We start from the raw sequence: 26,263 nt of genomic DNA, 5'->3' as shown, positions 1-26,263 counted from the left end.
GCACCCCGCTCTCCCTCCCTCCCGCCGTCTAACCTGCGGAAAGCCGAGCACCATCGAGGGGGAGACCATGACGATCGACATCGTCAAGCGCAGTGCCTGGAACGCCCGCCCGCCGAGAGACCCGGACGACGTCGTCAAGGTGCCGTGGTCGAAGCGCACCGAGTTCGTCGTCCACCACACCGAGGGGCCGACGACGCAGACGCCGCGGGAGATCCAGGACTTCCACATGGACGAGCGGGGGTGGAACGACATCGGCTACAACTTCCTCGTGCGGGACGACGGGGTCGTGTACGAGGGCCGTGGCTGGGACGTGCGGGGAGCCCACGCCACGGATCACAACGTCACCGGCATCGGCTGCTCCTACATCGGCCTGAACGACCCGGCCGACGCGGTGAAGATGGCGATCCGCGCCCTGTACGACGAGGCCTGCGCCAAGGCCGGCCGTACGCTGGCCAAGCGAGCCCACACCCAGGTCGGCAACACCGACTGCCCCGGCACGAGGCTGCTGGCCTGGGTCGAGGCCGGCATGCCGATCCCCGCCGCGACGGGCGCCGATCTGCCGTCGGACGACGACCGGCTCGCGTGACGCGGCGGGGACGGCGCCTCAGGCCGTGATGCCGGACCGGAGCCTCAGGCCGTGATGCCGGTCCGGCGCCTCAGGCTGTGACGCCGGACCGGTGCCACGGCGCGAACGCGTTCCCCACCCGGTGCAGGGCCGGGCGCAGCTCCGGATGGTGGCGCAGGATGACGGAGGCCATGCCGCTGTTCGCGATCCAGTCCAGCCCCACCCTCGTGTAGACGCGCTCGGCGTAGTCGGGAGTGAAGAACCTGTCGCTGTTGAGCCTGCGCGAGGCCATGAGGATGAAGACCCGGAAGGCCGTGTCGCTGAAGGCGAACCCTTCCGGGCGCTTCTCGGCGAACATGCCCACGATCAGGTCGACGTCCTCCAGCCGGTCCGCGTACACCTCGCGCAGCTCCTCCGCCAGCGCCGGGTCGTCCGTGAGCGTGTCGAACCCGCTCGCCGGCGGCAGGTGGAGCAGCCGGCGGAACTCGTTGTAGCGGGGCACGCCGAGCTCCCGGCAGCGGATCAGGTCCGTGGCCGCCAGGTCCACCAGCTTGCCGTCGGGGCGCTGGAACTCCTGCAGCAGGCGCGGGAAGTTGCGCAGGACGATCGCGCCCGGGTGCTCGGTCCCGAAGGAGTACAGCAGGTCGGCGGCCGAGATGGCCGAGGCGACCCGCAGCGCCGCGGGGCCGGACAGCTCGCGCAGCGTGGTGTCGCGGATCCCGGAGTCGTCGCGCAGGTGGCGCAGGTGGTAGTCGTCGGGGATCAGCGGGTGCATCCGGTAGACGGCCGCGAACTCCTCGGTGATGCTGAACGGCACCCCGAAGTGGTCAGTGCGCGAACCCGGGATGCCGCTGATCGTCTCGCTCCGGCTGATCCTGCCCAGCGCTCTGTTGATCGGCTCGGAGGCCAGGCCCCACCAGTTGGCCCGCAGGCCGGTCACCGCCGTCGGGTGGCTGATGACCGCGGGCGTCCACTCCACGGTGTGGATCTTGGCGACGAGCGCGGCGTTGATCAGCCTGGCGCGCTCGAACAGCTCGTCGTCGCCCCAGGCCGGATACTCGGCGTGGAGCCGTTCGCAGATGGCGTTGTGCTCGCGCTCGAACAGCCCCTGCATCATCAGCAGGCCGAGCCAGAAGCCCGGTTCGCGGGTCGGGTCGGCCTTGCCGCCCGCCATCGCCCGGGTCCCGGACGCGCGATGGCGGATCCTCCCCCGGGTCCCGGTGCGCAGGGCGCTCTGCTCCTCGTCGCTCAGGCCGTAGACCAGCGACAGGTCCCACCAGTGGGTGAGCGTGTTCAGCGAGGTCGCGGGCCCCTCGTAGCCGGGCGGGCGGGTCGGGTCGGGAGGGACCCGCGGGATCGTCAGCAGGGGTTCGGGCCAGTCGTCGCCCGGCTCCAGCGGGATGGTCCACGGGTCCTCCGACGGGCTGATCCCGTGGCTGAACCAGTCCCTGATCATGAACTGCAGCCAGGTCGCGGCCAGGACGTTGAGGGAGCGCGCGGGCTGGAACTCGGTCCGCGTCATGAGCCGCCGGCTGATCATGCGCGGGTTCGGCGTCATGACGCGCTCGGGGGACTCGGCGTACGCGTGGTCGAACGGGACGTTCCGCCCGAACCGGGTCCCGGCCATGCCCATGGCCGGATGGTCCACGTCGTTGTACGAGCCGTCGGCGGTCCGCCGTACCTCGTGGCCCTTCGGGTCCGGGACGGGCGCCGGCGGGCCGGCGGCGGGCAGGCGGCCGGTGTCGTACAGGTTCTGCTTGCGCAGCCGGTTGCGGAGGCCCACCAGGACCGCCAGGCCGAGCGGGGTGGGCAGCCGGTCCCACCCGAAGCGGTGGTCGAGCGCCTGGGCCAGGGCGTCGTAGGCGGTCCAGAACCACGAGCGGCGATAGCCCGCCCCGGCGACCGGCGGTTCCCGCCCGGCGGGCGGCCGGACGCGCTCGGGCGCTTCGGCGCGTTCGGGCGCGGGCGCGGTGGCGTGGGCGGAGGCGGCCGTGAGGCGCGCGGCGATACGGAGGCGGTGCTTCATCGGATCTCCCCGTGGGCGGTCGGCGGCGGGTCTTCTGATCGGGCCGTGCCGTGAGAGGACGGCTACGGCGTCGGGGCGGCGTACTCGCGCGGCCGGGGCAGGCCCAGGAGGCGGTCCGTCGCCGCGCGGTCGGGAGGCGGCAGCCGGTCCTGCCCGAGCCCCAGCCCGGCCACGTACTCCAGGCCCTCCCGGGGCGGCGGGGGAGGCGTGGCCGAGGTGCGGAACCAGCCCTCCACGCGGTCGTGGAGCACCCCGCGCACGGAGGGGAAGAAGGCGGTCAGGAACGGCCGGTCGCGGATGTCCAGCCGCTTCAGCCACGCCGCCCGCTCGTGGTCGCCGAGCAGGAGCCGGCTCTCCCGGCCGCCGCCCCACGTCAGGCCCATCCGGCCGCAGAGCGTGACGGACGACTTCCAGAGCATCCCGCGGAAGTCGGCGTAGCCGATGCCGGTGAACCGCATCGGCAGCCACGCCCGCGCCGGGCGCGGCACGTCCACGCGCATGACCAGTCGCCCGTCGAGGTCGTACTGGCTGCTGACGGTGGACCCGTCGGTGACGAAGTCGAGCGAGGCGCGCCGCTTGGGCATGCCCCAGATGCCGAGGCCGCCCTTGACGGAGATCTCGGTGCTCACCGGCATGTCGCCGATGTGGACGCCGGTGCCGAAGGCCGAGCGGAACAGCAGCGGGAGCAGCGGCGGGGCGGGCCGGCCGGCCGGCGTGCACAGGATCCCGGTGCAGAGCTCCACGTACGTGCCGATCGGGGTGTCCTGGTAGTCCACCACCGCGATCATCAGCACCCCCTCGCCGCGGATCCGGTACGGGCTCAGCTCCTCCGGCAGCGCCTCGCGCGCGCCGCGCGGGTCGATCGGGTAGACGGCGATGAACGCCGGGCTGCCCCGCGTCCCCACCGGCATCCGGAACGGGATGCCGTCCACGTTGGCGAATCGGCCGGCGACTCTGCCGGCTGGGCGCCGGCGTCGTGCGGTGAAGGTCATCGGTCCCCCCTGTGCCGGGCCGGCGTGCCGGCCAGCTCCTCGATGATCAGCGGAAAGACGTCGCGGTGGGCGCGCTCGCCGAAGAACACGTCCAGATGGCTGTATCCGCACAGGAGGTGCAGGGAGTGGTGGGGGGCGAAGCGGGAGAAGAAGTCGTAGGACCGGCGCTGGCTCTCCGGCAGGAAGCAGCGGTTCAGCTCGCCCGCCAGGAAGGCGATCCGGGCGTCGGTACGCGGCTCCTGCGCCGTGTAGTCGTCCGGCAGGCCGTCGATGTGCTCGCAGCTGACCAGGCGGCCGCTGCGCACGCACTTGTCCATCTGCCGGAAGAAGCTCAGCGGCACCGGGCCGAACTCGTGCGGGATCCAGAGGTCGTGCGTGGCCGCGCCGAGGTTCTCGTGCCGCCACAAAGCGGGGCACCCGCTGCCGTACGTGAAGCTGACCAGCTTGCACACCGTGCTCCCGCACTCGGCGTGGGCGGCCTTGACCAGCTGCGTGATCAGCGCGGCCGCGCCGGGCGGCGGGTGGTCGCCCCAGGACGGGTCGAGGTAGGACAGGAACCTGCGGGTGATCGGCGTCGCGTACCGGAGCTTGGCCCGCGACCAGCGCGGCACGACCGGGTGCAGGGACACCGCGTTCGTGATGATCGTGTCGACCTGGGGCACCAGGCCCGCGCACGCGGACATCATGAACGAGGTCGAGCCCTGGCAATGGATGATCGCCTTGATCCGGTCCGCCCCGGTCTCCTCGACGACCTTGCGCACCGCGGCGGGGTGGTCGTATCCCGCCGCCTGGTCGAGGGTCCACGGGTTGGGCGGCAGGTCGATGCTGGCCCGCCAGTCCTCCAGCCAGACGTCGTAGCCCTGCGAGACGAGCATGTCGACGATGCTGGCGGGCACCGGCGCCCGGAACACCTTGGACCGGACCCCCGCGCCGTGCACGAGGAGGACCGGGGCCTTGGCCGGCGGGGCGTGCCCGCGCACGTTGACGAGGCGCAGGTTCTTGCCGTCTCCGGCGGTGAAGGGTACGACGCGTTCGTGTGTGGCGGGTCGTCCATGCATACCGATCGCCATCTCGGGCCGCTGCCGGCTCCGGGCCGGCAGACCTGGTCTGGACTCCTGGACTCCTGGACTTCTGGTTCCGGTGCTCAGCTCACCGATCGGTTACTCTTGCATTCTACCTCTCCCCGACTTTTCGGACCTGTCCGGACGAGGGAGAGACAATGCGTCATAACGGTTCTGACCAGGCGAGACGTCCCGCGCGTGAGCACGCCGACGTCGTCGTGGTGGGTTCGGGGTTCGGCGGCGCCGTGGCGGCCTACCGGTTCGCGGAGGCGGGGCTGCGGGTGGTCGTGCTGGAGCGCGGCCGGGCGTACCCGCCGGGGTCGTTCCCGCGCGCGCCCGCCGCGATGGCGCGCAACCTGTGGGATCCGAGCGAGGGCCTGTACGGCCTGTTCGACCTGTGGAGCTTCCGCGGGCTCGGCGCGGCCGTCTCCAGCGGGCTCGGCGGCGGCTCCCTCATCTACGCCAACGTGCTGCTGCGCAAGCCGGAGCGATGGTTCGTCAAGGAGAGCCCGCTGCCCGGCGGCGGCTACGAGCACTGGCCCGTCACGCGGGCCGACCTCGACCCGCACTACGACGCCGTGGAACGCATGCTCAAGCCTCAGCGCTACCCCCTCGGCCAGCCGCCGTACGACACCACGGCCAAGACCCTCGCCATGCGCGAGGCGGCCGGGCGGCTGGGGCTGGAGTGGGAGCTGCCGCCGCTGGCCGTCGCCTTCGCCCCGGAGCCCGGCGGCCGGCCCGTTCCCGGGCTGCCCATCCCGGACCCCGAGTACGGCAACCTGCACGGCCTGCCGCGTACGACGTGCCGGCTGCGCGGCGAGTGCGACCTCGGCTGCAACGACGGCGCCAAGAACTCCCTCGACCACACCTACCTGTCGGCGGCCCGGCACGCCGGCGCCGACCTGCGCACCCTGCACGAGGTACGGTGGCTCGCCCCCGCTCCCGGCGGCGGCTACGCCGTGAGCTACGTGGTGCACGAACCGCGCGAGGACCGGCGGCGGGTCAGCACCCGGCGGCTGCCCCAGCACACGATCACCTGTGACCGGCTCGTCCTGGCCGCGGGCACGCTCGGGACGACGTACCTGCTGCTGACCTGCAGCTCGGAGTTCCCCGGCCTGAGCCCCATGCTCGGGGCCCGCTTCAGCGGCAACGGCGACCTCCTCACCGTGGTCAAGGACGCCCGCGACGGCGCGCGCCGCCACCGCTCGCTGGAGGGCAGCCGCGGGCCCGTGATCACCAGCGCCATCCGGGTGCCGGACGCCGCCGACTCGGGGCACGGGGACCGGCGGGGCTTCCTGATCGAGGACGCGGGCTACCCGCCCTTCGCCGAGTGGCTGGGGGAGTTCGCGGGGGTGCGCGGCCAGGTCAGGAGGGCCGGCAGGTTCGCGCTGCACAGGCTCGGGGCCCTGCTGAGCCACTCGCCACGGACCCGGATCAACGCCGAACTGGCCGCGCTGCTCGGCGACGGGCACCTGTCCGACGGGTCGCTGGGCCTGCTCGGCATGGGCCGCGACATCCCCGACGGCGTCATGCGCCTGCGCCGCGGCTACCTCGACGTCGAGTGGACGACCGGCACGTCCATGCCGTACTTCACCACGATGCGCGCGCTCATGCGGGACATGGCCCGGGTCCTGCGGGCCGGCTACCTCGACAATCCCCTGTGGCTGGCCCGCAAGGTGATCACGGTGCATCCGCTCGGCGGCGCCCCGATGGGCCGCCACCCCGCCGAGGGCGTCGTGGACGAGTACGGCGAGGTGTTCGGGCATCCGGGCCTGTACGTCCTGGACGGGGCGTGCGTGCCCGGCCCGGTCGGCGTCAACCCCTCCCTGACCATCGCCGCCCTGGCGGACCGCGCCTGCGAGCACGTCCTGGAGAGCGCGCCCCGGACGGCGGCGCGGCTCGCGGAGGTGTCGTCCGGCCTGAGCTTCACCGAGGAGATGCGCGGCCACGTCATGCCCGGCTCCGCCGACGCGGAGGAGGGCGAGCGGCTGGGGCGTGCGAACGGCCACCCGCTGGCGGTCCACCTGACCATCACCGCCGGCGACGTCGAGCGGTTCGTGGCCGACGCCGGGCACGAGGCGTCGGCCGCCGGGTGGGTGACCTGCCCCGTGCTCGGCGGCGGCCGCCTGCGGGTGGAGGACGGGTCGTTCAACCTGTTCGTGGCGGGCGAGGACCCGGCCCGGCGGCGCATGCTCTACCGCCTGCACTTCACCGGCGACGGGGACGCCCCGCTGACGCTCACGGGCTTCAAGGACGTGCACGACGATCCCGGGGCCGACCTGTGGTCCGACACCTCCACCCTGTACGTCCGGATCCTGCGCGGGCACACCCGCCCGGCGGAGGACGCGGAGGCCGAGGTGGTCGCCGCGGGGATCATCCGCATCCACCTGCCGGACTTCCTGCACCAGCTGACGACGTTCCGCACGTGGGGGCCCGACGGGGCCGCGGGGCTGGTGAGGTTCGGCCGGCTGTTCCTGGGCGAGCTGTGGGACGCCTACCACGACCTCGCGGTGGGGGCGCGGGTGCCCTGACGGCCGCCCGGCCTTGACAACGATGTCAATCGCCTTCTTGATGTTCTTATGGCCGTACCACTGATCGCCGCCCGCGGGATCGTGAAGAGCTACGGCCAGGTCGAGGCGCTGCGCGGCGCGGACTTCACCCTGCGGCCCGGCGAGGTGGTCGCGCTGATCGGCGACAACGGCGCGGGGAAGTCCACGCTCGCGAAGATCCTCTCGGGTGTCGAACGGCCGGACGCCGGGACGGTCGAGGTCGACGGCGAGCCGGTGGCGTTCGGCTCCGCCGAGGAGGCCAGGGGCGCCGGGATCGAGACCGTCTACCAGGACCTCGCGCTCTGCGCCGACCTCAGCCCCGCGGCCAACTTCTTCCTCGGCAGGGAACTGCTCAGGCCCGGCCTGCTCGGCCTGCTGGGCGTACTGGACAACGCCGCCATGCGCCGGGCCACGCGCGAGGCGTGCGAACGGCTCGGCGTGCGGCTCGCGTCCCAGACCGCGCCGGTCTCCGGCCTGTCCGGCGGGCAGCGGCAGGGCGTCGCGGTGGCCAGGGCGGTGACGTGGGCGCGGCGGGCGGTGTTCATGGACGAGCCCACGGCCGCGCTCGGGGTCGTGCAGACCCGGCGGGTGCTCGACCTCATCCGCGGCGTGCGCGACTCGGGCGTGTCCGTGGTGCTGATCAGCCACAACATGCAGGACGTGATGGCGGTGTCCGACCGGGTGGAGGTGCTGCGGCTCGGACGCCGGGTGGCCCGCTTCGAGACGGCGCGCGTCTCGATGGAGGAGCTGGTCGGGGCCATGACCGGAGCCCTCGAAACGCGGGACGGGGACGGCGAGCCGGACGGCTCGGGGCCCGGCGGGCGGGACGGCTCGGGTTCCGGCCAGGGGCTCGGGCGGGAGGGCGGCGTATGAAGGGGGTGCGGCTCGGGGACCTGCAGGTCTTGTGGATCGGCCTGGTGCTGGTCGCGCTGCTGGCGGCGTTCTCGATCCTGGCGCCCACCACGTTCCCCACCTCGTTCAACCTGCTCAACCTCGTCAGCGACGCGGCCATCCTGCTGCTGCTCGCCACCGGCATGACGTACGTGATCATCACGGCGGGGATCGACCTGTCGGTGGGCGGGGTGCTGGTGTTCTCGGCCGTGGCGGCCGCCGAGGTCATGGACGCCACCGGCTCGCTCGCGCTCGGCACCCTGGCCGCCCTGGTGACAGGGCTGGCGTGGGGCGTGCTGAACGGCGTGCTGATCGCCCTGGGCCGCATCCCCGCCCTGATCGTGACGCTCGGGACGCTGGGCATGTCGCTCGGCGGGGCCCTGCTGCTCACCGGCGGGGTCGATCTGCGTGCCCCCACGGACCTGAACCTCGGTCTCGGGCTGGCGCGCTGGCTGGGCGTGCCGCTGATCGCGTGGATCTGCGCCGCCATCACCGCCGCGCTCGCGCTCGTGCTCGCCTGGACCCGCTTCGGGCGGCACACGTACGCGATCGGGTCCAACGCCGAGGCCGCCCGGCGCGGCGGCGTGGCCGTGCGCCGGCACCTGGTCAAGGTGTACGGCCTGGCGGGGCTGCTGGCCGGGCTGGCCGGGCACCTGTCGCTCGCCAAGTACGGCATCACCGGCGTGTCCGCCCACTCCACCGACAACCTGCAGGCCATCGCCGCCGTGGTGATCGGCGGCACCTCGCTGTTCGGCGGCGTGGGGACGGTGGCCGGGACGGTCATCGGGGTGTTCATCCCGGTCGTGCTGCAGAACGGCTTCCAGATCCTGGGCGTGCGGCCGTTCTGGCAGCAGGTGGTGGTGGGCGCCGTGCTCGTCGCCGCCGTCTACGTCGACCAGTGGAGGCGCAGGGCCCGGGACCAGTAGGAGGAGGCACCACGATGCGCAAGGCTGTGGCAGCTCTGGGAACGCTGCTGTTGACGATCGCCGCCTGCGGCGGGCAGAGCGGGCAGAGCGGAGGCGGCGGCCAGACCAGGGTGACGCTCGTGCAGGGGCTGGCGGGCGAGGAGTTCTACGAGACCATGGCCTGCGGGGCGAAGGCCAAGGCCAAGGAGCTGGGCGTGGCGCTGGACGTGCAGGGGCCGCAGAAGTTCGACCCGACGTTGCAGACGCCGATCGTCAACTCCGTGGTGGCGAGCAAGCCGGACGCCATGCTCATCGCGCCGACCGACGTCAAGGCCATGATCGCGCCGCTGACCCAGGCCAAGCAGCAGGGCATCAAGATCATCCTGGTGGACACGGTGGTGGAGGATCCGGGCATCGGACTGTCCAGGATCAGCACCGACAACGTCAAGGGCGGGGCGGCGGCGGCCAAGGCGCTGGCGGAGCAGATCGGCGACAAGGGCAAGGCGCTGGTCATCTCCACGGACCCCGGCGTGAGCACCGTGGACGCCCGCATCAAGGGGTTCGAGCAGGAGATCAAGGCTTCCCACCCGGGGATCACGTACCTGGGCGTGCAGTACTCGCACAACGACGTCGGCGAGGCTTCCAAGATCGTCAACGCCGCTCTGGCCAAGGATCCCGACCTGGCTGGGGTCTTCGCCACGAACCTCAACTCCGCCACCGGCGCCGGCTCCGCCCTCCAGCAGGCGGGCAAGCTGGGGCAGGTCAAGATGGTGGGCTTCGACGCGGGGCCCGCGCAGGTGAAGCAGCTCAAGGACGGCGTCGTACAGGCGCTCATCGCGCAGCTGCCCGGCGACATCGGGGCCAAGGGGGTGGAGCAGGCGGTGGCGGCGGTCAAGGGGCAGCAGGTCACGCCGTCGATCCCGACGGACGCCACCATCGTCACCGCGCAGAACGTGGACCAGCCGGAGGTGCAGAAGATCCTCTACAAGGCCGGCTGCTGACCGGCCCGGCTCACGGGCTTCGGCGCGCTCGCCGGCTGCTGACCGGCCCGGCGGCGGCGCCCGCGACCGCGCACCTGGGTGACCGGCGGGCGGCGCCTAGTGCGGTGACCACAAAGGTTCACCGGGCGGCCTTGGGATGCACGACATTTACAGAAGCGACCTTTCACCAACGGCTGCGAGCAGCAGGATCGGGAACTCCGAATCAGCCTGACCGACCGCGAGTGCAACCCATCGGCCGGCGCCCGGATGCCAGACGAACATCTCGCCGCTGAGCTGGCAAAGCTCGCTTATCGGCTCAGGCGCTGGGATCTCATTCTCCAGGTAAGGCCGCAGATCGACCACCTCAGGTCCGCCCCAGCGCGACGTCAGGGCGGTGGCCAGCGCCTCGAAGGCGGCGGCGATCTCTTCCTCTGCCGCCTCGACGACATCCTCACTGCGGCCGTCCCAAAAGTCCCTGCTGGCCTTCAGGACGCACATGTGGTGGCGCTGTCCGCTGGAGTGATAGCCCTCCCAAGTCCCTCTGGCCGGCGCCGTTCGTTCTTCTTTGCTCGGGAAAGGGCGGGCCATCAGGTCATCGACAGTGGAGAGTCGATCTTCCGTGGTCATGCGATAAGGGTAGAGACCCGGTGAAGGTTCTTGGTCACCACGCTAGCGGTGTCCGTTGAGGCGTTGGGGCCCTCTACCGCCGTTGACCGTCGTTCGGCCCGCCTGGCGTGAGGTGGGCCCCTGGTGGCGGCGGGAGGCGCATTCGAGCGGCGCCGCCCGGCGTGCGGGAGGGGCCTCCTGAGGCGCTGGGCGTGCTCTGGCGGGCGGCGGCGTTGTGGGTTCCGTGGCGGGAGTCCGTGCCGGAGGGGCGCTTCTGCCCCACCAGGGGCGCGTGCCGGGGCCGGCTGGGTGGTGGCCTGCGGGTGCGGGGCCGAAATTCCGTGTCGGGGGCCGTAAGCCGTGTTTCGGGCCGGGCGTCGTGCGGGTCAGGCGGGGAGGGCGGCGAGGAGGAAGGCGAGGCGGGCGGCGGCGGACTCGACGTCTTCGGCGGTGCCCAGGCGGTAGCCCCACGAGGTGATGTACGCGCCCTCGTCCGAGCACGTCACCGTCTCCGTCAGCGTGGCCGAGAAGCGGTTGCGGACCGACACGTAGGCCGGGTCGCTCGACAGGGCGAGGCTCTGGATGGTCAGGTCAGCGTGACGACCTGCGTGCCAGGCGAATCGCTCGAGGCAGAGCGCGGTATCAAGCATCATGCGTCACCTCCGCAACGTCTCGCGACAGAATTGCACGATCTTGGGTGGGGAGGCAAGCAATTGCTGCGGTTAATGTGATGTTTGTTTGCGGTAATCGTGAAGAATTCCGATGATGACCTCCCGCCCGGGTTCGTCGAACTCCGCCACCTTCGCATAGTCATCGAAGGCCCGGACGTAGAAGCCGATGTCATCGGGATCGCGAAGGATCAGGTCCTTTGTCATGGTTTCCACCCCGACCATGGCCTCGTTGTAGATCCAGAAGCCGTTGATCGGGCTCGACGGCAGCTCCGTGCTGAACGGGATCACGCCGAACTCGACGTTCGGCAGTGTGCTGACGGCGAGTAATCGGTCGAGCTGGCCGCGCATCACCTCGGGTGGGGCGAGGGCGGTGCGCAGTGCCGCCTCCGTCACCACGAACCTGAACGTGCGCGTCCGGTCGTACAGGATCTCCTGGCGCTGCATCCGCACCCGCACCGCCGCGTCGATCTGGTCGGCCGCGCTGTAGAGGCGCTTGACCTTGCGGAAGACGTGCCTGGCGTATTCGGAGGTCTGCAGCAGGCCCACGATGATGCCGGGCTCGAACACCCGGAAGAGCTTCGTGCGCGCCTCCAGGTCGCGGATGTCCTCCTGGAGGGCGGCCAGGCCGCTGCGGTGGCGCTGCTTCCAGTCGTCGTGCCGTTCGAGCAGCGCGATGGCCTGCCTGATGAGCTCGTCGGTCGTGTCGGGCGAGGCGCGTACGGCCTGCGCCCACACGACCACGTCATCCTCCGTGGCGGTCTGCCGGGCGTTCTCCAGGCGGGAGACCTTGGACGGCTGCCAGCCCAGCCGCTGGGCCAGCTCCTTGCCCGACAGGTGCGCGGCCTCGCGCAGCTGTCGTAACTGGCCGCCGAGGTCGATGCGCGCCTGCTGAAACGACGTCACGCCGCAAGAGGTTAGCCCTGCTTGCGTGGATCATGCCAGTGTCACTCGCAATTGTGATCAGGAGGTTGCCGAGGGTGTTCCTCCGCTGGTCGGGAAAGCGGTTGCCGGGCCGTCGAGGAGGACCCGGCGGGCGATTTCGGTGATGAGCTCGCGCGGAACCTCGACCGCGGTCTCGCCGTCGAGCACGTCGCGGAGGTCCGCGAGCGCCTCCGCGTCGGTGACTTGCAGACCTTGCACGACGATGGTGCCGCGGTCGGTCTCGTACAGGGTGGGACAGGCGCCCGCCTCCGAGGTGGAGCCGAGGAACCGCATGCGCATGACGATCCTTCCCCGATAACAGGTGCAATTGCGCGCAATTGTACGACTCGGGGATTGAAAAGCGATCTTTTTCCGGAAATCAGCCGAGAACGCCATCCATAAACTGATGTGCCCGTTCAAACAGTTGCAGGGTGGTTTCGTGTAGTACGTCCCCTATGTCCTTTGGGGCCTTTCCCGCGAACGCCCGCGCGTGCGAGCCCTCCAGGACGATCCCGAGCTTGAAGCAGGCCATCACCGCGTACCAGCCGACGGCCGACAGGTCGCGCTCCGACAGCGCCGCGTAGTACTCGATGAGCTCGCGCGGCTCCGGCAGCCCGGGAACGTGGCCGTTGTTGCTGGGCCAGGTGGCCAGCAGCCAGCCGAGATCGAGCAGCGGGTCGCCGATCGTGCTCATCTCCCAGTCCACGATCGCGGCCACGCGGGGGCCGTCGCAGGCGAACATCAGGTTCGCGAAGTGGTAGTCGCCGTGCATGATCCCCGGGGTGAACGTCCGGGGCAGGTTGCGCGACAGCCAGTCGGCCGTCTCGGCCAGACCCGGAATGTCGGGGCCCGGATAGCCGTCCAGCTCGCCGTACGAGTCGAGCTCCTTGAGCCAGCGCGGCACCTGCCGCTCCAGGAACCCCTCCGGCCTGCCGAACCCCGGCAGCACCCCCGGATCGACCCGCCCCAGCTCGGCCAGCGCGGCCGCGGCCTCCAGCCCCATGCGGTGCCTGATCGCGGCGTCGGAGGCGTGCGGCTCCGGCAGGCCCGTCGAAGGGTTGAACCCGTCGACCGGCTCCATCAGGTAGAACACCGGCTCCCGCTCGGTCTGCGCGGCCACCAGCCTGGGCGCGGGCACGGGCGTGCCGCGCAGCGCCGCCAGCACCCGCGCCTCGCGGCGCAGCACCTCGTTGCTCCTGCTGCGGGCGTGCAGGGGAGGCCGGCGCAGGATGTACGGGCGGCCGCCGCGCTCGAAGCGGACCATGACGTTCTGCGTGCCGCCCAGGACCGGCGCGACGCCCGTGATCGGGCCGGCGGGCAGGCCCTGGGCGTCCATCCACGTGCCGAGCGCGGCGAGGTCGATGGCGCTGACGTCGATGTGGGTGGAGGTCATGATCGCCCTTCGGCAGAATCATATTCTGGTCGCCCGACCCTACGAGAGCGCCCTGCACCCGGTCAACCCGGTGCCGGGCGGTCAGCCCAGTGCCTGCATGAACGGCAGGAACTGGCAGGCGCGCTCGCCCGGCAGGTCACCCCTGTGCACCATCCTCGCGCTCCGCCACGGGTTGCCCATGCCGTGCGCGACCGCCCACGCGACCAGGCCGTCCATCTCCTCGTCCAGGTCCATCCGCACCTCGCCGCCCACGTCCAGCGCCAGGTCCGCGATCAGCGCCCGGGCGGTCGCCTCGTCCCGCGCCACGACCGGGCCGATCACGGTGTTGTCGTCGTTGCGCCAGCAGTGGCCGAAGCCGCCGTCCGCGATCCGTACCCGCTCGCCGAAGCCGAACATCCGCCGCAGCAACGCCGACCTGTCCGTCCCGAACAGCTCCGCGTCCAGCTCCACGATCTCGTCCAGGTCGGCCTCCGTGGCCGGGCGGGTCCGGCCCGACGGCTCGCCCGCGAACACCCCCGTGTGCTTGACGACCCCGCCGACGGCCCGGAATCCCATCTGCTCGTACAGGGGGCGGCCGTAGTCGGTGGCGAAGAGGGAGACGGTACGGCTGCCGGCCCGCTCCAGCACGTGCTCCATGAGCCGGCGGGCCAGCCCCTGCCTGGCGTACCTGGACGCGGTGAGGACCATGCTGATCGCGGCGTGGTCGTCGCCGTAGCGGGTCAGGATGTTCGTGCCGGCCAGGCCGTCGCCGTCGGGGGCGTCGATGCCGTACGCCTCGCCGACCTCGAGCAGGAGGCTCCACTTGTGGCGTTCGGGAAGCCAGCCGCGATCCTTGGCCAGGCGGGTGCAGTCGTCAAGGTCCTCTTGGGTGAGGCGGCGGATGGTCATGACGGCCATGATGGCACCCTGGGGGACGATGGCACGATGGATTATGTCGTTGCCGTCGATGTCGGCGGCACCACCTTCAAAGGCGGATTTGTCGCCCGAGACGGGACAATTCTGCATTTCGAGCGACGTGTAACGCCTCGCGGTGCCGGCCAGGTGATCGCGGCCATCTCCGCCTTCGTCGCCGACCTGGCCCGGCCCCGCGCCGGACGCCGCCCGCTCGCCGTGGGACTGGCGGTGCCGGGACTGGTCACGCCCACCCACGCCGTCTACTCGGCGGCCTTCGGGTGGCGGGACGTGCCCGTCTCGTCGTTCGCGGACGTGGACCTGCCGGTGGCGCTCGGGCACGACGTCCGCTCGGCGGGGGAGGCCGAGCTGGCCTATGGGGCGGGCGGGGACGACGTCCTGTTCCTCCCTATCGGTACGGGTATCGCGGGCGCGGTCGTCCTGTCGGGCTCGCTGTACGGGGGAGCTGAAGGCTTCGCCGGGCAGATCGGTCACATCCCGGTCCGGCCCGACGGGCTGGCCTGCGGGTGCGGGCAGCGGGGATGCCTGGCCGCGTACGCGTCGGGCGGGGCCATCGCGGCCCGCTACGGCTCGGGCACCTCCGCGGACGTGGTGCGCCTGGCCACCGAGGGGGACGAGCGGGCGGCGGAGGTGTGGTCCTCGGCCGTGGACACGCTCGCCCTGGCGCTGGCCACGTACACCCTGCTGCTCGACCCGGCGCGCATCGTCATCGGGGGCGGGGTCTCGCTGGCGGGGGACGCGCTGCTGGTGCCGCTGCGGGAGCGGTTGGCGGGACTGCTGGCCTTCCGGCGGGCACCGGAGGTGGTGGCGTCGTCCCTCGGCGTGCGCGCCGGGCTGCTCGGGGCGGGGCTGCTGGGCTGGCGGTCAGTTTCGTAGGTGCGGGGGGATGTCCACCTCCTTCGCCCGCAGCTCCTCGCCCAAGGCCTTCGCCTGCGGGTCCATCCTGGGGCTCGCCGCCACGCCCCTGCCGAGGAGGCCGTGGATGACGAAGTTGAGCGCCTTGAGGTTGGGGAGCTCGTGGCGGTCGACGCGGTGGGGGGCGAGGGCTGGGAGGAGGCGTTTGAGGGTGTCGGGGGTGAGGTGGGCGGCCAGCCAGGCGTACCGTTCCTGGGTGTCGGTCCAGACGCCCAGGTTCGCGTTCCCGCCCTTGTCCCCGGATCGCGCCCCGGCAATCCACCCCAACGGCACCCGCACCTGAGTCTCGACCACCGACGCCTCTTGGTCGCCGTTCGCAGGTGCCGGGTCGCGCCGTGCCGCTTCTCGCCGACCCGGCGCTGAGAGGAGGGCCGGCGCGGGGTGCGGGGTGGCGGCTTCGGCTACGTCGCCTGCCGCCTCCGCCGCCTCCGCTGCGCCCGCCGTCTCCCTCCGGCCGGCCGCATCCGTCGTGCTCGCCGTCTCCGTCGCCCCGGAAGCCCGTGCGGTGGCATTCGCCGTGTGCGGTGGGCCCGGTGTACCGGGGGCGGTGGGTGGGAGTTCGTTGCCGTTGAGGAAGACCCGGGGGTGGACCTCCGAGGCGGGGACGAGGACGGGCCAGTAGACCCCGTACGGCGTGGCGTTGCCCGGTGGGGTGAGGGCGTAGAAGCCCGGATAGCTGGCGAGCCCCGTCTCCACCACGGCGGAGGAGAACGCGCGTCCCGCCCGGCGTTCGTCGGCGTCCATGACGGTGATCCGCAGCAGGCCCGTGTCCGTCAGCTCCACGTCCACCCGGTCGAACGAGTCACGGGGCACGCGGGCCCAGAGGGCGTCCTGGGCGGCCCGGGCCTTGGCCTCCACGTCCAGGCCCGTCAGCACCAGGGTCATCGTGTTGCGGTAGCCCGCCAGGTAGTTGACGGCCACCTTGAGGGTGCCGGGCGGCGGCTCGCCCCGGACGCCCGAGATCAGGACGCGGTCGGGGCCGTCGTCCGTGAGGGTGATCGTGTCGAAGCGGGCCACCACGTCGGGTCCCAGGTAGCGCGGGCCCCCGAGCTCGTACACGAGCTGCGCCGTGACCGTGCCGACCGAGACCAGCCCGCCGGTGCCGGGGTGCTTGGTGATCACGGCGGAGCCGTCCGCGTTCAGCTCGGCGATGGGGAAGCCGCAGTGCGCCAGGTCCGGTACGTCCTGGAAGAACGCGTAGTTGCCGCCGGTCGCCTGGCAGCCGCACTCGATGACGTGTCCCGCGACCACCGAGCCCGCGAGCTGGTCCAGGTCGCCGGGCCCCCACCCGTACCGCCAGATGCCGGGGCCGGTCACCAGGGCGGCGTCCGTCACGCGGCCGGTCACCACCACGTCCGCGCCCGCCGCGAGGGCGGTGGCGATGGGGCGGCCGCCGAGATAGGCGTTCGCGGTCAGGGGGGTCGCGGTGAGGGGTTCGCCGGTGTCGGCGTTGGTCAGGTCCAGCGGGCGGCCGGTGAGGTCGTCGCCCGTGATGTGGGCGATCGTGGGGGACAGGCCGAGGCGGGTGGCCAGGTCGTGAACCGCCTCCGCGCAGCCGGCCGGGTCCAGGCCGCCGGCGTTAGTCACGATTTTGATGGATTTATCGAGGCAAGGGCCCAGGACGTCCTCCAACTGCCGGAGGAACGTCGGCGCGTAGCCGGGGCGGCCCTTGAGGCGGTTCCCGGCGAGGATGAGCATGGTCAGCTCGGCCAGCCAGTCGCCGGTGAGCACGTCGATCGGCCCGCCCTCGACCATCTCCCTGGCGGCGGAGAGGCGGTCGCCGTAGAAGCCGCTGCAGTTCGCGATCCGCAGCGTCATCGGGCGGCCCACTTGGGCGGCCGCTTCTCCCTGAACGCCGCGATGCCCTCCTGCCCCTCCTCCGAGGTGAAGCGCTCGGCCGACAGCTCGGTCATCCGCCGCAGCCCCTCCTCGAACGACAGCGCGGGCACCTCCCGCACCATCCGCTTCGTGACGGCCAGCGCCTCGGGGCCGCCCTTGATCAGCAGTTCGGCGTAGTGCGCGACCGTCGCGTCCAGCTCGTCCTCCGGGACGGCCCGCGTGAGCAGCCCGATCTCCGCCGCCCGTGCCGCGTCGAACACCTCGCCGGTCAGGAAGTACTCGGCCGCCGCCCGGGGCTCGACCCGGCGCAGCACCGGCACCGAGATCATGGCGGGTACGACGCCGAGCCGTACCTCGGAGAAGGCGAAGGACGCCGTCAGCGGCGCGATCGCGAAGTCGCACGCCGCCACCAGGCCCAGGCCGCCCGCCCGCGCCGTGCCGTTCAGGCGGCAGATGACCGGCTTGGGGCTCTCCCAGATCAACTTGAGGACGTCGGGGAACGACGCCGTCACCGCCGCGCCCGAGGCCTTCTGCTCCTTGAGGTCGGCGCCCGAGCAGAACACGTTGCCGGTGCCGGTCAGCACGATCACCCTGACCTCCGGCTCGGCCAGCGCCCGGTGGAGCCGGTCGGACAGGTCAGCGAGAAGCCGTATGGACAGGGCGTTGCGGTTGGGCGGCGAGTCCAGCGTGACGGTCGCGACGCCCGCCGCCAGGTCCTCGTGCACCAGGCTCGTCATGAGGTCTCCTCCTGGATGATCGCCAGCACCGCGCCCGCTTCGACCTGCCGGCCCTTTTCGACGGGTACGTCCGCCACCACGCCGTCGGACGGCGCCACGATCCGATGCTCCATCTTCATCGCCTCCAGCACCAGCACCGGCTGCCCCTTCGTCACCCGGTCGCCGGGCTCCACCTCGACCCGCAGCACGCTGCCCGGCATGGGGGCCAGCAGGGAGCCGGGCGCGACGTGCTCGACCGGCTCGGGGAGGCGGGGGAGCGGGGTCAGCTCGGCGCACCCGCCGACGTGGTCGACGTAGATCTTGCCGTCCTCGTCGTAGCGGGCCACCTCGAAGGTGTGCCGGACGCCGTCGCGTTCCAGGACCACCTCGTACGGCTCCGCGCTGATCACGGTGACGCCCTGGGGGAGCGGGTCGTAGCAGACCTCGGCCTCCTCGAAGCGGGCCCGGCGGGGCTGGGAGCGCACGTTGCGCCAGCCGCTCGGGAGGCCCGCCAGCACCGTCGCCCGGCGGCGGTTGCCGGCGGCCATGGCGAGGGCGGCGGCCAGCATCGGGAGCTCGCCAGGCTCGTCCGGGGAGCTGCGGTCAAGAGGGCCGTCGGGGGCGAGGAAGCCGGTGTGGGTGTCGCCCGCCCCAAAAGCCGGATTTGTCAGGATTTTTACCAGTAAATCCCGATTTGTCGTCACCCCGTGGAGCTTCGCCCGCCGGAGCGCCGTGACCAGCTTCCGCACCGCCTCCGCCCGTACCCGCCCGTACCCGATCACCTTCGCCAGCATCGGGTCGTAGTACGGCGAGATCACCGACCCGGACTCCACCCCCGAATCCACCCGCACCTCGCCGGAGACCTCGAACCGCCGCAACACCCCGCTCTGCGGCAGATAGTCCCCGTCCTCCGCATAAAGCCGCACCTCCACGGCATGCCCGGCAGGCTCGGGCGGCGTCACCGGCAGGGCGGCCCCCTCGGCCACCTCGAGCTGCAGCCGCACCAGATCGACCCCGTAGACCAGCTCGGTGACCGGGTGCTCGACCTGGAGCCGGGTGTTCATCTCCAGGAACGCCACCCGATCCCCCTTGACCAGGAACTCCACGGTCCCGGCCCCGACATAGCCGATCTTCCGCGCGGCCCTGACCGCCGCCCCGCACAGCCGCTCCCGCAGCTCGGCCGAGATCCCCGGCGACGGGCACTCCTCGACCACCTTCTGGTGCCGCCGCTGCACGCTGCACTCGCGCTCGCCCAGCGTCCACACCGTGCCGTGCCGGTCGGCCAGCACCTGCACCTCGACATGCCGGGCGTTCTCCAGCAGCGGCTCCACGAACACGGTTCCGTCGCCGAACGCCGCCGCCGACTCGCGCCGCGCCGACTCGACCTCCCGCGCCAGGTCCCCGGCCTCGCGGACGATCCGCATGCCGCGCCCGCCCCCACCGGCCGACGCCTTGACCAGCACCGGGAACTCCCCGGGCGCCTCCGGGTCGAGCGAGGGGAGCACGGGCACCCCGGCCTCCGCCATCAGCCGCTTCGCCTCGACCTTGGACCCCATGGCCGCGATGGCCTCGGGCGGCGGCCCCACCCACACCAGCCCGGCGTCCAGCACGGCCCGCGCGAACTCCGCGTTCTCGGACAGGAAGCCGTATCCGGGATGCACGGCATCCGCGCCGGACGCGCGGCAGGCGTCCAGGACGCGGCCGATGTCCAGGTACGTGTCGGACGGGCGGGCGCCCCGCAGCCGTACGGCCAGGTCGGCCTCGGCCACGTGCGGCGCGTCCGCGTCGGGGTCGGAGAAGACGGCGACCGTCGAGATGCCGAGCGAGGCGCAGGTGCGGAAGACGCGGCGGGCGATCTCGCCCCGGTTCGCGACGAGCAGGCGGGTGATCATGGCCGGAACACCCCGAATCCCGCCGGTTCGGGCACCGGCGCGCTGTTGACGGCCGACAGGCACAGGCCCAGGACGGTACGGGTGTCACGCGGGTCGATGACCCCGTCGTCGTACAGGCGGCCCGACAGGAAGAACGGCAGCGACTCCGCCTCGATCTGGGCCTCCACCATCGCGCGCATCGCCGCGTCGGCCTCCTCGTCGTACACCTGCCCCTTGGCCTGCGCGGACGCGCGGCCCACGATGGACAGCACCCCGGCCAGCTGCGCCGGGCCCATCACCGCCGACTTGGCGCTCGGCCAGCTGAACAGGAAGCGGGGCTCGTACGCGCGCCCGCACATGCCGTAGTTGCCCGCCCCGTACGAGGCGCCCATGACGACGGTGAGGTGGGGGACGGTCGAGTTGGACACCGCGTTGATCATCATGGCGCCGTGCTTGATGATGCCGCCCTGCTCGTAGTCCTTGCCGACCATGTAACCGGTCGTGTTCTGGAGGAACAGGAGCGGAGTGCGCGACTGGTTGGCGAGCTGGATGAACTGGGTGGCCTTCTGCGACTCCTCGCTGAACAGCACGCCGCGCGCGTTGGCCAGCACGCCCACCGGGTAGCCGTGGATGCGCGCCCAGCCGGTCACGAGGGAGGCGCCGTACAGCGGCTTGAACTCCTCGAACTCGCTCCCGTCCACCACCCGCGCGATCACCTCGCGGGGGTCGAACGGCACCTTCAGGTCCTCGGGGACGATCCCCAGCAGCTCCTCGGCCGGATATCCGGGCTCGCGCGCCGCCTGCGGGCTCATGCCCTGTTTGCGCCAGCCGAGGGAACGGACGATCCGCCGCCCGATCCGCAGCGCGTCGTGCTCGTCCTGGGCGAGGTAGTCGGCGAGGCCGCTGGTCCTGGCGTGCATCTCGGCCCCGCCCAGGGACTCGTCGTCCGACTCCTCCCCGGTGGCCATCTTCACGAGGGGCGGGCCGCCCAGGAACACTTTCGCTCGTTCCCGCACCATCACCACGTAGTCGCTCATGCCGGGTACGTACGCGCCGCCTGCCGTGGAGTTCCCGAACACCAACGCGATGGTCGGAACGCCCGTCGCCGACAACCGTGTCAGGTCACGAAATATCTGGCCGCCCGGGATGAAGATCTCCTTCTGCGTCGGCAGATCCGCGCCGCCGCTCTCGACCAGGTTCACGTACGGGAGCCTGTTGCGCAGCGCGATGTCGGCCGCGCGGAGGGACTTCTTCAGCGTCCACGGGTTCGACGCGCCGCCGCGGACCGTGGGGTCGTTCGCGGTGATCACGCACTCGACGCCCTCGATCACCCCGATCCCCGACACCATGCCGGCCCCGACCGGGAACTCGCTGCCCCACGCGGCCAGCGGCGACAGCTCCAGGAAGGGCGAGTCGGGGTCGACCAGCAGCTCGATCCGCTCCCTGGCCAGGAGCTTGCCGCGCCTGCGGTGCCGTTCGACGTACTTCTCGCCGCCCCCGGCCACCGCCTTGGCGTGCTCGGCGTCCAGCTCGCGCAGCTTGGCGAGCATGGCCGCGCGGCGCCCGCGGTAGTCGTCACCCTCGGTGTCGAGCCTGCTCCTGATCACGCACCCTCCTTCCGTGAACCTGACGTCACCGTCAACCCGATGGCCCTGGCCCACAACCGCGTCAGGTGATCGACCGCCACCTGCTCGTCGGCCCGTTCCCCGAGATCCAGCCACACGTGGGCGAAGTGCTCCACCATCCCGCCCAGCATGACGGCGGTCAGCCGCGGATCCAGCTCCGGATCGGCCAGCCCCTGCTCCTGCAGCCGCTTCAGCCCCTCCGCGCCCCGCCGCACGAACACCTCCCGCAGCTCGAGCAGCAACCGCCCGAACCTCTCCTCGGACGTGGCCGCCTGCTCCACCATCCGCACCAGCCGCGAGTTCGCCGCCCAGGCCCGCAGGTAGAGCCGGTTGGCCGCCTCGATCCGGGCGTACGGATCGTCCGGGGCCGCCGCGCCGACGACGCTGGCCGCGAACATCTCCCCGACCACGGCCGCCGCGACCTCGCCGAACAGCGCTTCCTTGGAGCCGAAGTAGGTGTAGAACGTGCCGTGGGACACCTGGGCGCGCCCGCACACGTCGTCGATCCGCACGGCGTCGTAGCCGTGCTCCTCGAACGCCTCCCGCCCAGCCTGCAGGAGCGCGGCCCGCGTCCGCCTGCCCCTGGACGTCGGCACCGAAGACCTGACGATCATGTCAACTACGCTAACGCAGCAGCGAGCTCCAGTCATCAGGTTCCGGGCCGCGGCGGGCAGGCAGAGGCACAGGGCCGCCCGGACCGGGTGATCTTCGGGACGCCGAGGTGACGCGTATTGCGAGCGCCAACACGTGAGCCGGTGCCCTGGACATGGGCACCGGCTCACGGAATCACGTGTCGTTCTGGGAGCTCGTCAGGTGCAGTGGCTCCAGCCGGACTTCCACACCTGGCCGCCCCACGAGCCGCCCCAGATCACGCACTTCTGCTTCGCCGGCAGCCGGACGGGCCCCGCGTAGGCAGAGAAGCTGCCGGGGTTGCTGCCGCTGGATCCGCCCTTCACCTGGAGGACCGCGTTCATCTGCACCTTTTGCGGGAACACCAGGCGCGCCATCGTGACCACGCAGTTCTTGCCCGCGCCGGTGTTGTACAGAAGATACACGGTGGCGTTGCCACCGGCGATGGAGCGGGAGTCGACGACCTTGTAACCGGCGCCGCACACGCTCGTCGCCTGGTACGGGTTCGGCTTGCCCGAAGCGGTCGTCTTGGACGGCTTGCCCGAGGGGCGAAGGGTCGTCGACGGGCCGGTGTCCGGCTGGTCCGTCGAGTCACTGAGCGTCGGCTCCACTATGGGGTCGACCGTGTTGGAAGACTTCTTCTTCTTTTTGGTCTGGGTCGGGGTGGGCTCCGGCCGCTTGGTCGTGGTCTGGGGCTGGGGTGCCTGGGTGACCGGGTTCGGGACCTGGGAGATGGGTTCCGGCTGCTTGGTGTGCTTCGCCTTCTTGGACTCCGTCGGTTCGAGGCTCAGCGTGGGCACCGAGACCGAGGTGTCCGTGGGCAGCGGCTGCGGGGTCTGGTCGCCGGGCGGCGGGTCGACGGGCTGGCCGCCGCCCGAGCCGTCGCCGCTGGTCTTGTTGGAGGAGTTGCCGACGGCCACCACCGGGACCTCTTTGGTGTTGGCCTGCACCACCACGGCGCCGACGACCACGAGGAGGGCGGCCGCCGCGGCTCCGGACAGGGCGAGTGTCAGCGTGCGGCGCTGCTTCGCGGGCGCGCCGTCACCAGGGCCCGACGGGCCGCCGGGACGGGTGGGGCCGCCCTGCGTTCCGGGACGGCCCGGTCCGCCCGGGGTTCCCGCCTGGAAGGCCGGCTGGCCCTGAGGCGTGCCGGGGCCGTGCAGGGGTACGCCGGAGGCGGCACCGTGCGGCGGCATCCCGGCCGCGGCCGCACCCTGCAGGGCGCCCTGAGGGCCGCTCTGAGGTCCTACGTGCGGCGCCTGAGGGCCTCCGTGGGGCGCTCCCGCCTGCGGGCCGTTGGCCGGCGCGGGTGCCCCTGGCGTGGCGCTGCCGGGCATTCCGAGCTGGGAGCCGACCGGCCCGGCGGGCATCCCGGACTGGGGGCCGGCGGGGCCGGCAGCAGGGCCGGCGGGACCGGCAGCGGGACTGGCGGGCATTCCGGGCTGAGGCGCACCAGGAGTCCCCGGCATACCAGGGGTCCCGGGCATACCAGGGGTCCCCGGCTGGGGGCCGCCCTGGGGCTGGTTGCCCGGCGTGGCGGACGCGGCCTGGGGGCCGGCCGCGGCGGGGCGGCCGTACGGGCCCGTCTGCGGCGGGGCCACGGGGCCGGTGGGCTGGGTCCAGGGGCCCGGGTAGACGTCCTGGCCCTTCGCCGCAGGAGCGGCGCTCTCCACGCCCGCGGCGGCGGCGCCGCCGACGAGCTGCTGGCCCGTCACCGGCTCGATGGCGGACTTCGGGGCCGGCTGGCCGGTGAGGCGGACGATGAGCTCGTCCGCGCTGGGCCGCTGCGCAGGGTCCTTCGAGAGGCAGAGGCCGACCAGCTCCCCGAGCATGCCCTCCATCCGCCCGAGCTCCGGCTCCTCGTTGAGGATCCGGTTCATCACGACGGGAATGGAGTCGGCGCCGAAGGCGGGCTTGCCCGTCGCCGCGAACACCATCGTGACGCCCCAGGCGAACACGTCGGCCGCCTCCGACACCGCCGCCCCGCTGAGCTGCTCGGGCGCCAGGTACGAGGGCGTGCCCATGGCCATCCCCGTGGCCGTCGCGCCGGGCGAGTCCAGGGCGCGGGCGATGCCGAAGTCGATCACGACGGGACCCTCGGGCCCCATCAGGACGTTGGCGGGCTTGAAGTCGCGGTGCAGGATGCCGGCGCGGTGGATGGCCGCGAGCGCCGTGGCCGTGCTGATCGCGAGCCGTTCGAGCGCCGCGCCCCGCCGCGGCCCCTCGTTGATGACCATCTCACGCAGCGACGGCCCCGGGACGTACTCGCTCACGATGTACGGGCGGCTGCCGTCCAGGTCGGCGTGGAGCACTGGAGCGGTGCAGAACCTGGCCACCCGCTGTGCCACCGCCACCTCGCGCAGGAACCTCGTCCTGGCGTCGGCGTCGGCCACCAGGGCATGGTGCAGCAGCTTGACCGCCACCTGCTCCCCGGAGTCGCTCTCACCCAGATAGACAACGCCCTGGCCGCCCTCGCCGAGCCGGGCGACGATTTCATACGCCCCCAGCCGCCGCGGATCGTCCGCCGCCAACGGCTGGAACTGATTCACGTCGGACCCCCATTACAACCCATTAGATGGGGCAAAACGCTACCAGCGTGATGCTTGGGACGTCTGCCGGACCTGTCAGAACTTTCATGTTCTGACGAGGAAAGTCAGGCCACCGTCAGCCCTGCGTCGCAGGTCGGACGGGCATCAGGCCCCAATGTCACGGCTTGGTGAAGGTGCCCACAGTCCGAGATTCCCCAGGCCAGAGCTAGATCGCCTTGCCCGGATTGAGGATGCCAAGGGGGTCGAAGACCGCCTTGATTCCCTGCTGGACCTCGGTGACCACCGGCCCCGACTCCAGGTCGAGCCAGCGCCGCTTCAGCAGGCCCACCCCGTGCTCCCCGGTCAGCGTGCCTCCGAGCTCCAGCGCGCGGGTGAACACCTCGTCCGCCGCCGCCCACACCTCCGCCGGCGGCTCCGGCAGGCCGCGGTCGAAGATGAAGACCGGGTGCAGGTTCCCGTCGCCGGCGTGCGCCACCGTGAGGATCTTCACGCCGTGCCGCGCGGACGTCTCCTCGATGGCCGTGATCATGTCGGGCAGCAGGGACCGGGGCACGCACACGTCCTCCACCAGGCACGCCCCGAGCCGCTCCTTGGCCTGATAGTCCAGCCGGCGCAGCCTGATCAGCTCCTCGGCCTCCTGCGGGCTCGAGGAGACGGCCACGAACGAGGCGCCGTTCTCCAGGCACAGCCGCTCCATGCGCTCGACCACGGCCTGGCTGTCGGTGGCGTCGGACTGGCCGATCAGCGTGGCCTGCGTGTCCGGTTCGAGCCCGATGTTGAGCCAGTCGTCGAGGGCCTCCAGCGAGGCGCGGTCGATCAGCTCCATGAGGGACGGCTGGCAGCCCGCCGCCATGATCGCCGAGACCGCCGCGCCCGCGTCCCGGAGCGAGCCGAACTCCGCGGCGAACGTGGCCGGCGGCGCCGCGGGCGCCCGCCTGAGCCGGACCGTGGCCGCGGTGATGACGCCGAGCGTGCCCTCGGAGCCGACGAACAGGCCGGTCAGGTCGTAGCCCGTGACGCCCTTCATCGTGCGCCGGCCGGTGTCGATCACCCGCCCGTCGGCCAGCACGACCTCCAGCCCGAGCGCCGAGTCCCTGGTCACGCCGTACTTCACGCACCGCAGGCCGCCCGCGTTGGTGGCCAGATTGCCGCCGATCGTGGAGATCTCGTACGACGAGGGGTCCGGCGCGTACATGAGCCCGTGCTCCCTGGCGGCCCTGTCCAGGTCGGCGGTGATGACGCCGGGCTCGACGACGGCGATCTCGTCGGCGGGGGAGAGCTCCCTGATCGCGTTCATCCTGGCCAGCGAGAGCACGATCGAGCCGTCACCGGCGACGGCGGCGCCCGCCAGGCCAGAGCCGCCGCCCCGCGGCACCACGGGCACCCGGTGCTCGGTGGCCCACCTCATCGTCGTGACCACGTCGTCCCGCGAGGCGGCCAGCACCACGCCGAGCGGCTTGCCCGGCGCCACGAACGTCCGGTCGCGGGCGTAGGAGTCGATCACATCCGGGTCGGTCAGGACGCGGCCTTCGGGCAGAGAGCTCACCAAAGCATCAATCGGCTTCACACCATGCACTTTAGGTGGATATCACTCGGCCGGTGGGGCCGGCCGGACACGCTCCGCCTCCCGGTTTGCGCAGGTCGTT

Annotated in this window: 22 protein-coding genes; 6 read left to right on the top strand and 16 right to left on the bottom strand. The window is 72.0% G+C overall.

Features of this window, described 5'->3' with window-relative positions; genetic code table 11:
* The first annotated feature begins 67 nt into the window (after window positions 1-67).
* On the top strand, window positions 68-586 hold the full coding sequence (locus H4W80_RS18825) for an N-acetylmuramoyl-L-alanine amidase (protein ID WP_192786294.1): 519 nt from the start codon (window positions 68-70) through the stop codon (window positions 584-586).
* A gap of 70 nt (window positions 587-656) precedes the next feature.
* Here H4W80_RS18825 and H4W80_RS18820 read toward each other — a convergent pair whose 3' ends face one another.
* The 3 genes from H4W80_RS18820 to H4W80_RS18810 form a co-directional block, all read right to left on the bottom strand.
* On the bottom strand, window positions 657-2,591 hold the full coding sequence (locus H4W80_RS18820; RefSeq protein WP_192786293.1) for a peroxidase family protein: 1,935 nt from the start codon (window positions 2,589-2,591) through the stop codon (window positions 657-659).
* 62 nt (window positions 2,592-2,653) lie between these two features.
* Window positions 2,654-3,583 carry an acetoacetate decarboxylase family protein gene (locus H4W80_RS18815; protein ID WP_192786292.1) on the bottom strand — a complete coding sequence of 310 codons (930 nt, stop codon included), beginning with the start codon at window positions 3,581-3,583 and terminating at the stop codon, window positions 2,654-2,656.
* Window positions 3,580-4,641: a hypothetical protein gene (locus H4W80_RS18810; RefSeq protein WP_225963527.1), complete on the bottom strand. Its 1,062-nt coding sequence runs from the start codon at window positions 4,639-4,641 to the stop codon at window positions 3,580-3,582. Before H4W80_RS18810 ends, H4W80_RS18815 begins: the two co-directional genes overlap by 4 nt.
* A gap of 161 nt (window positions 4,642-4,802) precedes the next feature.
* Here H4W80_RS18810 and H4W80_RS18805 point away from each other — a divergent pair, with 161 nt between their 5' ends.
* From H4W80_RS18805 to H4W80_RS18790, 4 genes are read left to right on the top strand one after another with little or no spacing between them, the layout of a single operon-like run.
* Window positions 4,803-7,175 (top strand): GMC oxidoreductase, encoded by a 2,373-nt coding sequence (locus H4W80_RS18805; RefSeq protein WP_192786290.1) that lies wholly within the window; start codon window positions 4,803-4,805, stop codon window positions 7,173-7,175.
* 48 nt (window positions 7,176-7,223) lie between these two features.
* A complete protein-coding gene (locus H4W80_RS18800) occupies window positions 7,224-8,066 on the top strand; it encodes an ATP-binding cassette domain-containing protein (RefSeq protein ID WP_192786289.1) in 843 nt (280 codons plus the stop codon).
* Entirely contained in the window at window positions 8,063-9,010 is a 948-nt protein-coding gene (locus H4W80_RS18795; protein WP_192786288.1) for an ABC transporter permease, read from the top strand. The genes H4W80_RS18800 and H4W80_RS18795 overlap by 4 nt, the downstream gene beginning before the upstream one ends.
* A 14-nt stretch (window positions 9,011-9,024) precedes the next feature.
* Window positions 9,025-9,990, top strand: coding sequence for an ABC transporter substrate-binding protein (locus tag H4W80_RS18790; RefSeq protein WP_192786287.1), 966 nt, complete (start codon window positions 9,025-9,027; stop codon window positions 9,988-9,990).
* Between the two features lie 147 nt (window positions 9,991-10,137).
* Here H4W80_RS18790 and H4W80_RS18785 read toward each other — a convergent pair whose 3' ends face one another.
* The 6 genes from H4W80_RS18785 to H4W80_RS18760 form a co-directional block, all read right to left on the bottom strand.
* Entirely contained in the window at window positions 10,138-10,596 is a 459-nt protein-coding gene (locus H4W80_RS18785) for a hypothetical protein (protein ID WP_192786286.1), read from the bottom strand.
* Between the two features lie 365 nt (window positions 10,597-10,961).
* Window positions 10,962-11,228, bottom strand: a complete 267-nt coding sequence (locus H4W80_RS18780; protein ID WP_192786285.1) for a hypothetical protein — start codon at window positions 11,226-11,228, stop codon at window positions 10,962-10,964.
* Window positions 11,229-11,297: 69 nt separating this feature from the next.
* Complete coding sequence (locus tag H4W80_RS18775) at window positions 11,298-12,149, bottom strand: helix-turn-helix domain-containing protein (RefSeq protein WP_192786284.1); 852 nt, start codon at window positions 12,147-12,149, stop codon at window positions 11,298-11,300.
* A 57-nt stretch (window positions 12,150-12,206) separates the two neighbouring features.
* The gene (locus tag H4W80_RS18770) at window positions 12,207-12,467 is read right to left on the bottom strand and encodes a hypothetical protein (RefSeq protein ID WP_192786283.1); all 261 of its coding nucleotides are present in this window, start codon (window positions 12,465-12,467) and stop codon (window positions 12,207-12,209) included.
* A gap of 79 nt (window positions 12,468-12,546) precedes the next feature.
* On the bottom strand, window positions 12,547-13,560 hold the full coding sequence (locus H4W80_RS18765; RefSeq protein WP_192786282.1) for a phosphotransferase family protein: 1,014 nt from the start codon (window positions 13,558-13,560) through the stop codon (window positions 12,547-12,549).
* Between the two features lie 81 nt (window positions 13,561-13,641).
* Window positions 13,642-14,448 (bottom strand): GNAT family N-acetyltransferase, encoded by an 807-nt coding sequence (locus tag H4W80_RS18760; RefSeq protein WP_192786281.1) that lies wholly within the window; start codon window positions 14,446-14,448, stop codon window positions 13,642-13,644.
* 36 nt (window positions 14,449-14,484) lie between these two features.
* Here H4W80_RS18760 and H4W80_RS18755 point away from each other — a divergent pair, with 36 nt between their 5' ends.
* Window positions 14,485-15,348 (top strand): ROK family protein, encoded by an 864-nt coding sequence (locus H4W80_RS18755; RefSeq protein WP_192786280.1) that lies wholly within the window; start codon window positions 14,485-14,487, stop codon window positions 15,346-15,348.
* Here H4W80_RS18755 and H4W80_RS18750 read toward each other — a convergent pair.
* The 7 genes from H4W80_RS18750 to H4W80_RS18720 form a co-directional block, all read right to left on the bottom strand.
* Window positions 15,337-17,205, bottom strand: coding sequence for an acyclic terpene utilization AtuA family protein (locus H4W80_RS18750; RefSeq protein ID WP_192786279.1), 1,869 nt, complete (start codon window positions 17,203-17,205; stop codon window positions 15,337-15,339). The genes H4W80_RS18755 and H4W80_RS18750 overlap by 12 nt on opposite strands.
* Entirely contained in the window at window positions 17,202-17,963 is a 762-nt protein-coding gene (locus H4W80_RS18745; RefSeq protein WP_192786278.1) for an enoyl-CoA hydratase-related protein, read from the bottom strand. The genes H4W80_RS18750 and H4W80_RS18745 overlap by 4 nt, the downstream gene beginning before the upstream one ends.
* On the bottom strand, window positions 17,960-19,834 hold the full coding sequence (locus H4W80_RS18740) for an ATP-binding protein (RefSeq protein ID WP_192786277.1): 1,875 nt from the start codon (window positions 19,832-19,834) through the stop codon (window positions 17,960-17,962). The genes H4W80_RS18745 and H4W80_RS18740 overlap by 4 nt, the downstream gene beginning before the upstream one ends.
* Window positions 19,831-21,363: an acyl-CoA carboxylase subunit beta gene (locus H4W80_RS18735; protein WP_192793590.1), complete on the bottom strand. Its 1,533-nt coding sequence runs from the start codon at window positions 21,361-21,363 to the stop codon at window positions 19,831-19,833. The genes H4W80_RS18740 and H4W80_RS18735 overlap by 4 nt, the downstream gene beginning before the upstream one ends.
* A gap of 53 nt (window positions 21,364-21,416) precedes the next feature.
* Window positions 21,417-22,052 carry a TetR/AcrR family transcriptional regulator gene (locus H4W80_RS18730; RefSeq protein WP_225963526.1) on the bottom strand — a complete coding sequence of 212 codons (636 nt, stop codon included), beginning with the start codon at window positions 22,050-22,052 and terminating at the stop codon, window positions 21,417-21,419.
* 195 nt (window positions 22,053-22,247) lie between these two features.
* Window positions 22,248-24,617, bottom strand: a complete 2,370-nt coding sequence (locus tag H4W80_RS60805) for a serine/threonine protein kinase (RefSeq protein WP_318786934.1) — start codon at window positions 24,615-24,617, stop codon at window positions 22,248-22,250.
* A gap of 205 nt (window positions 24,618-24,822) precedes the next feature.
* Window positions 24,823-26,184 carry an FAD-binding oxidoreductase gene (locus tag H4W80_RS18720; protein WP_318786933.1) on the bottom strand — a complete coding sequence of 454 codons (1,362 nt, stop codon included), beginning with the start codon at window positions 26,182-26,184 and terminating at the stop codon, window positions 24,823-24,825.
* Window positions 26,185-26,263 lie beyond the last annotated feature (79 nt).

The organism is Nonomuraea angiospora (assembly GCF_014873145.1).
GTDB classification, from domain to species: domain Bacteria; phylum Actinomycetota; class Actinomycetes; order Streptosporangiales; family Streptosporangiaceae; genus Nonomuraea; species Nonomuraea angiospora.
This window is presented reverse-complemented; position numbering and strand designations above follow the sequence as displayed.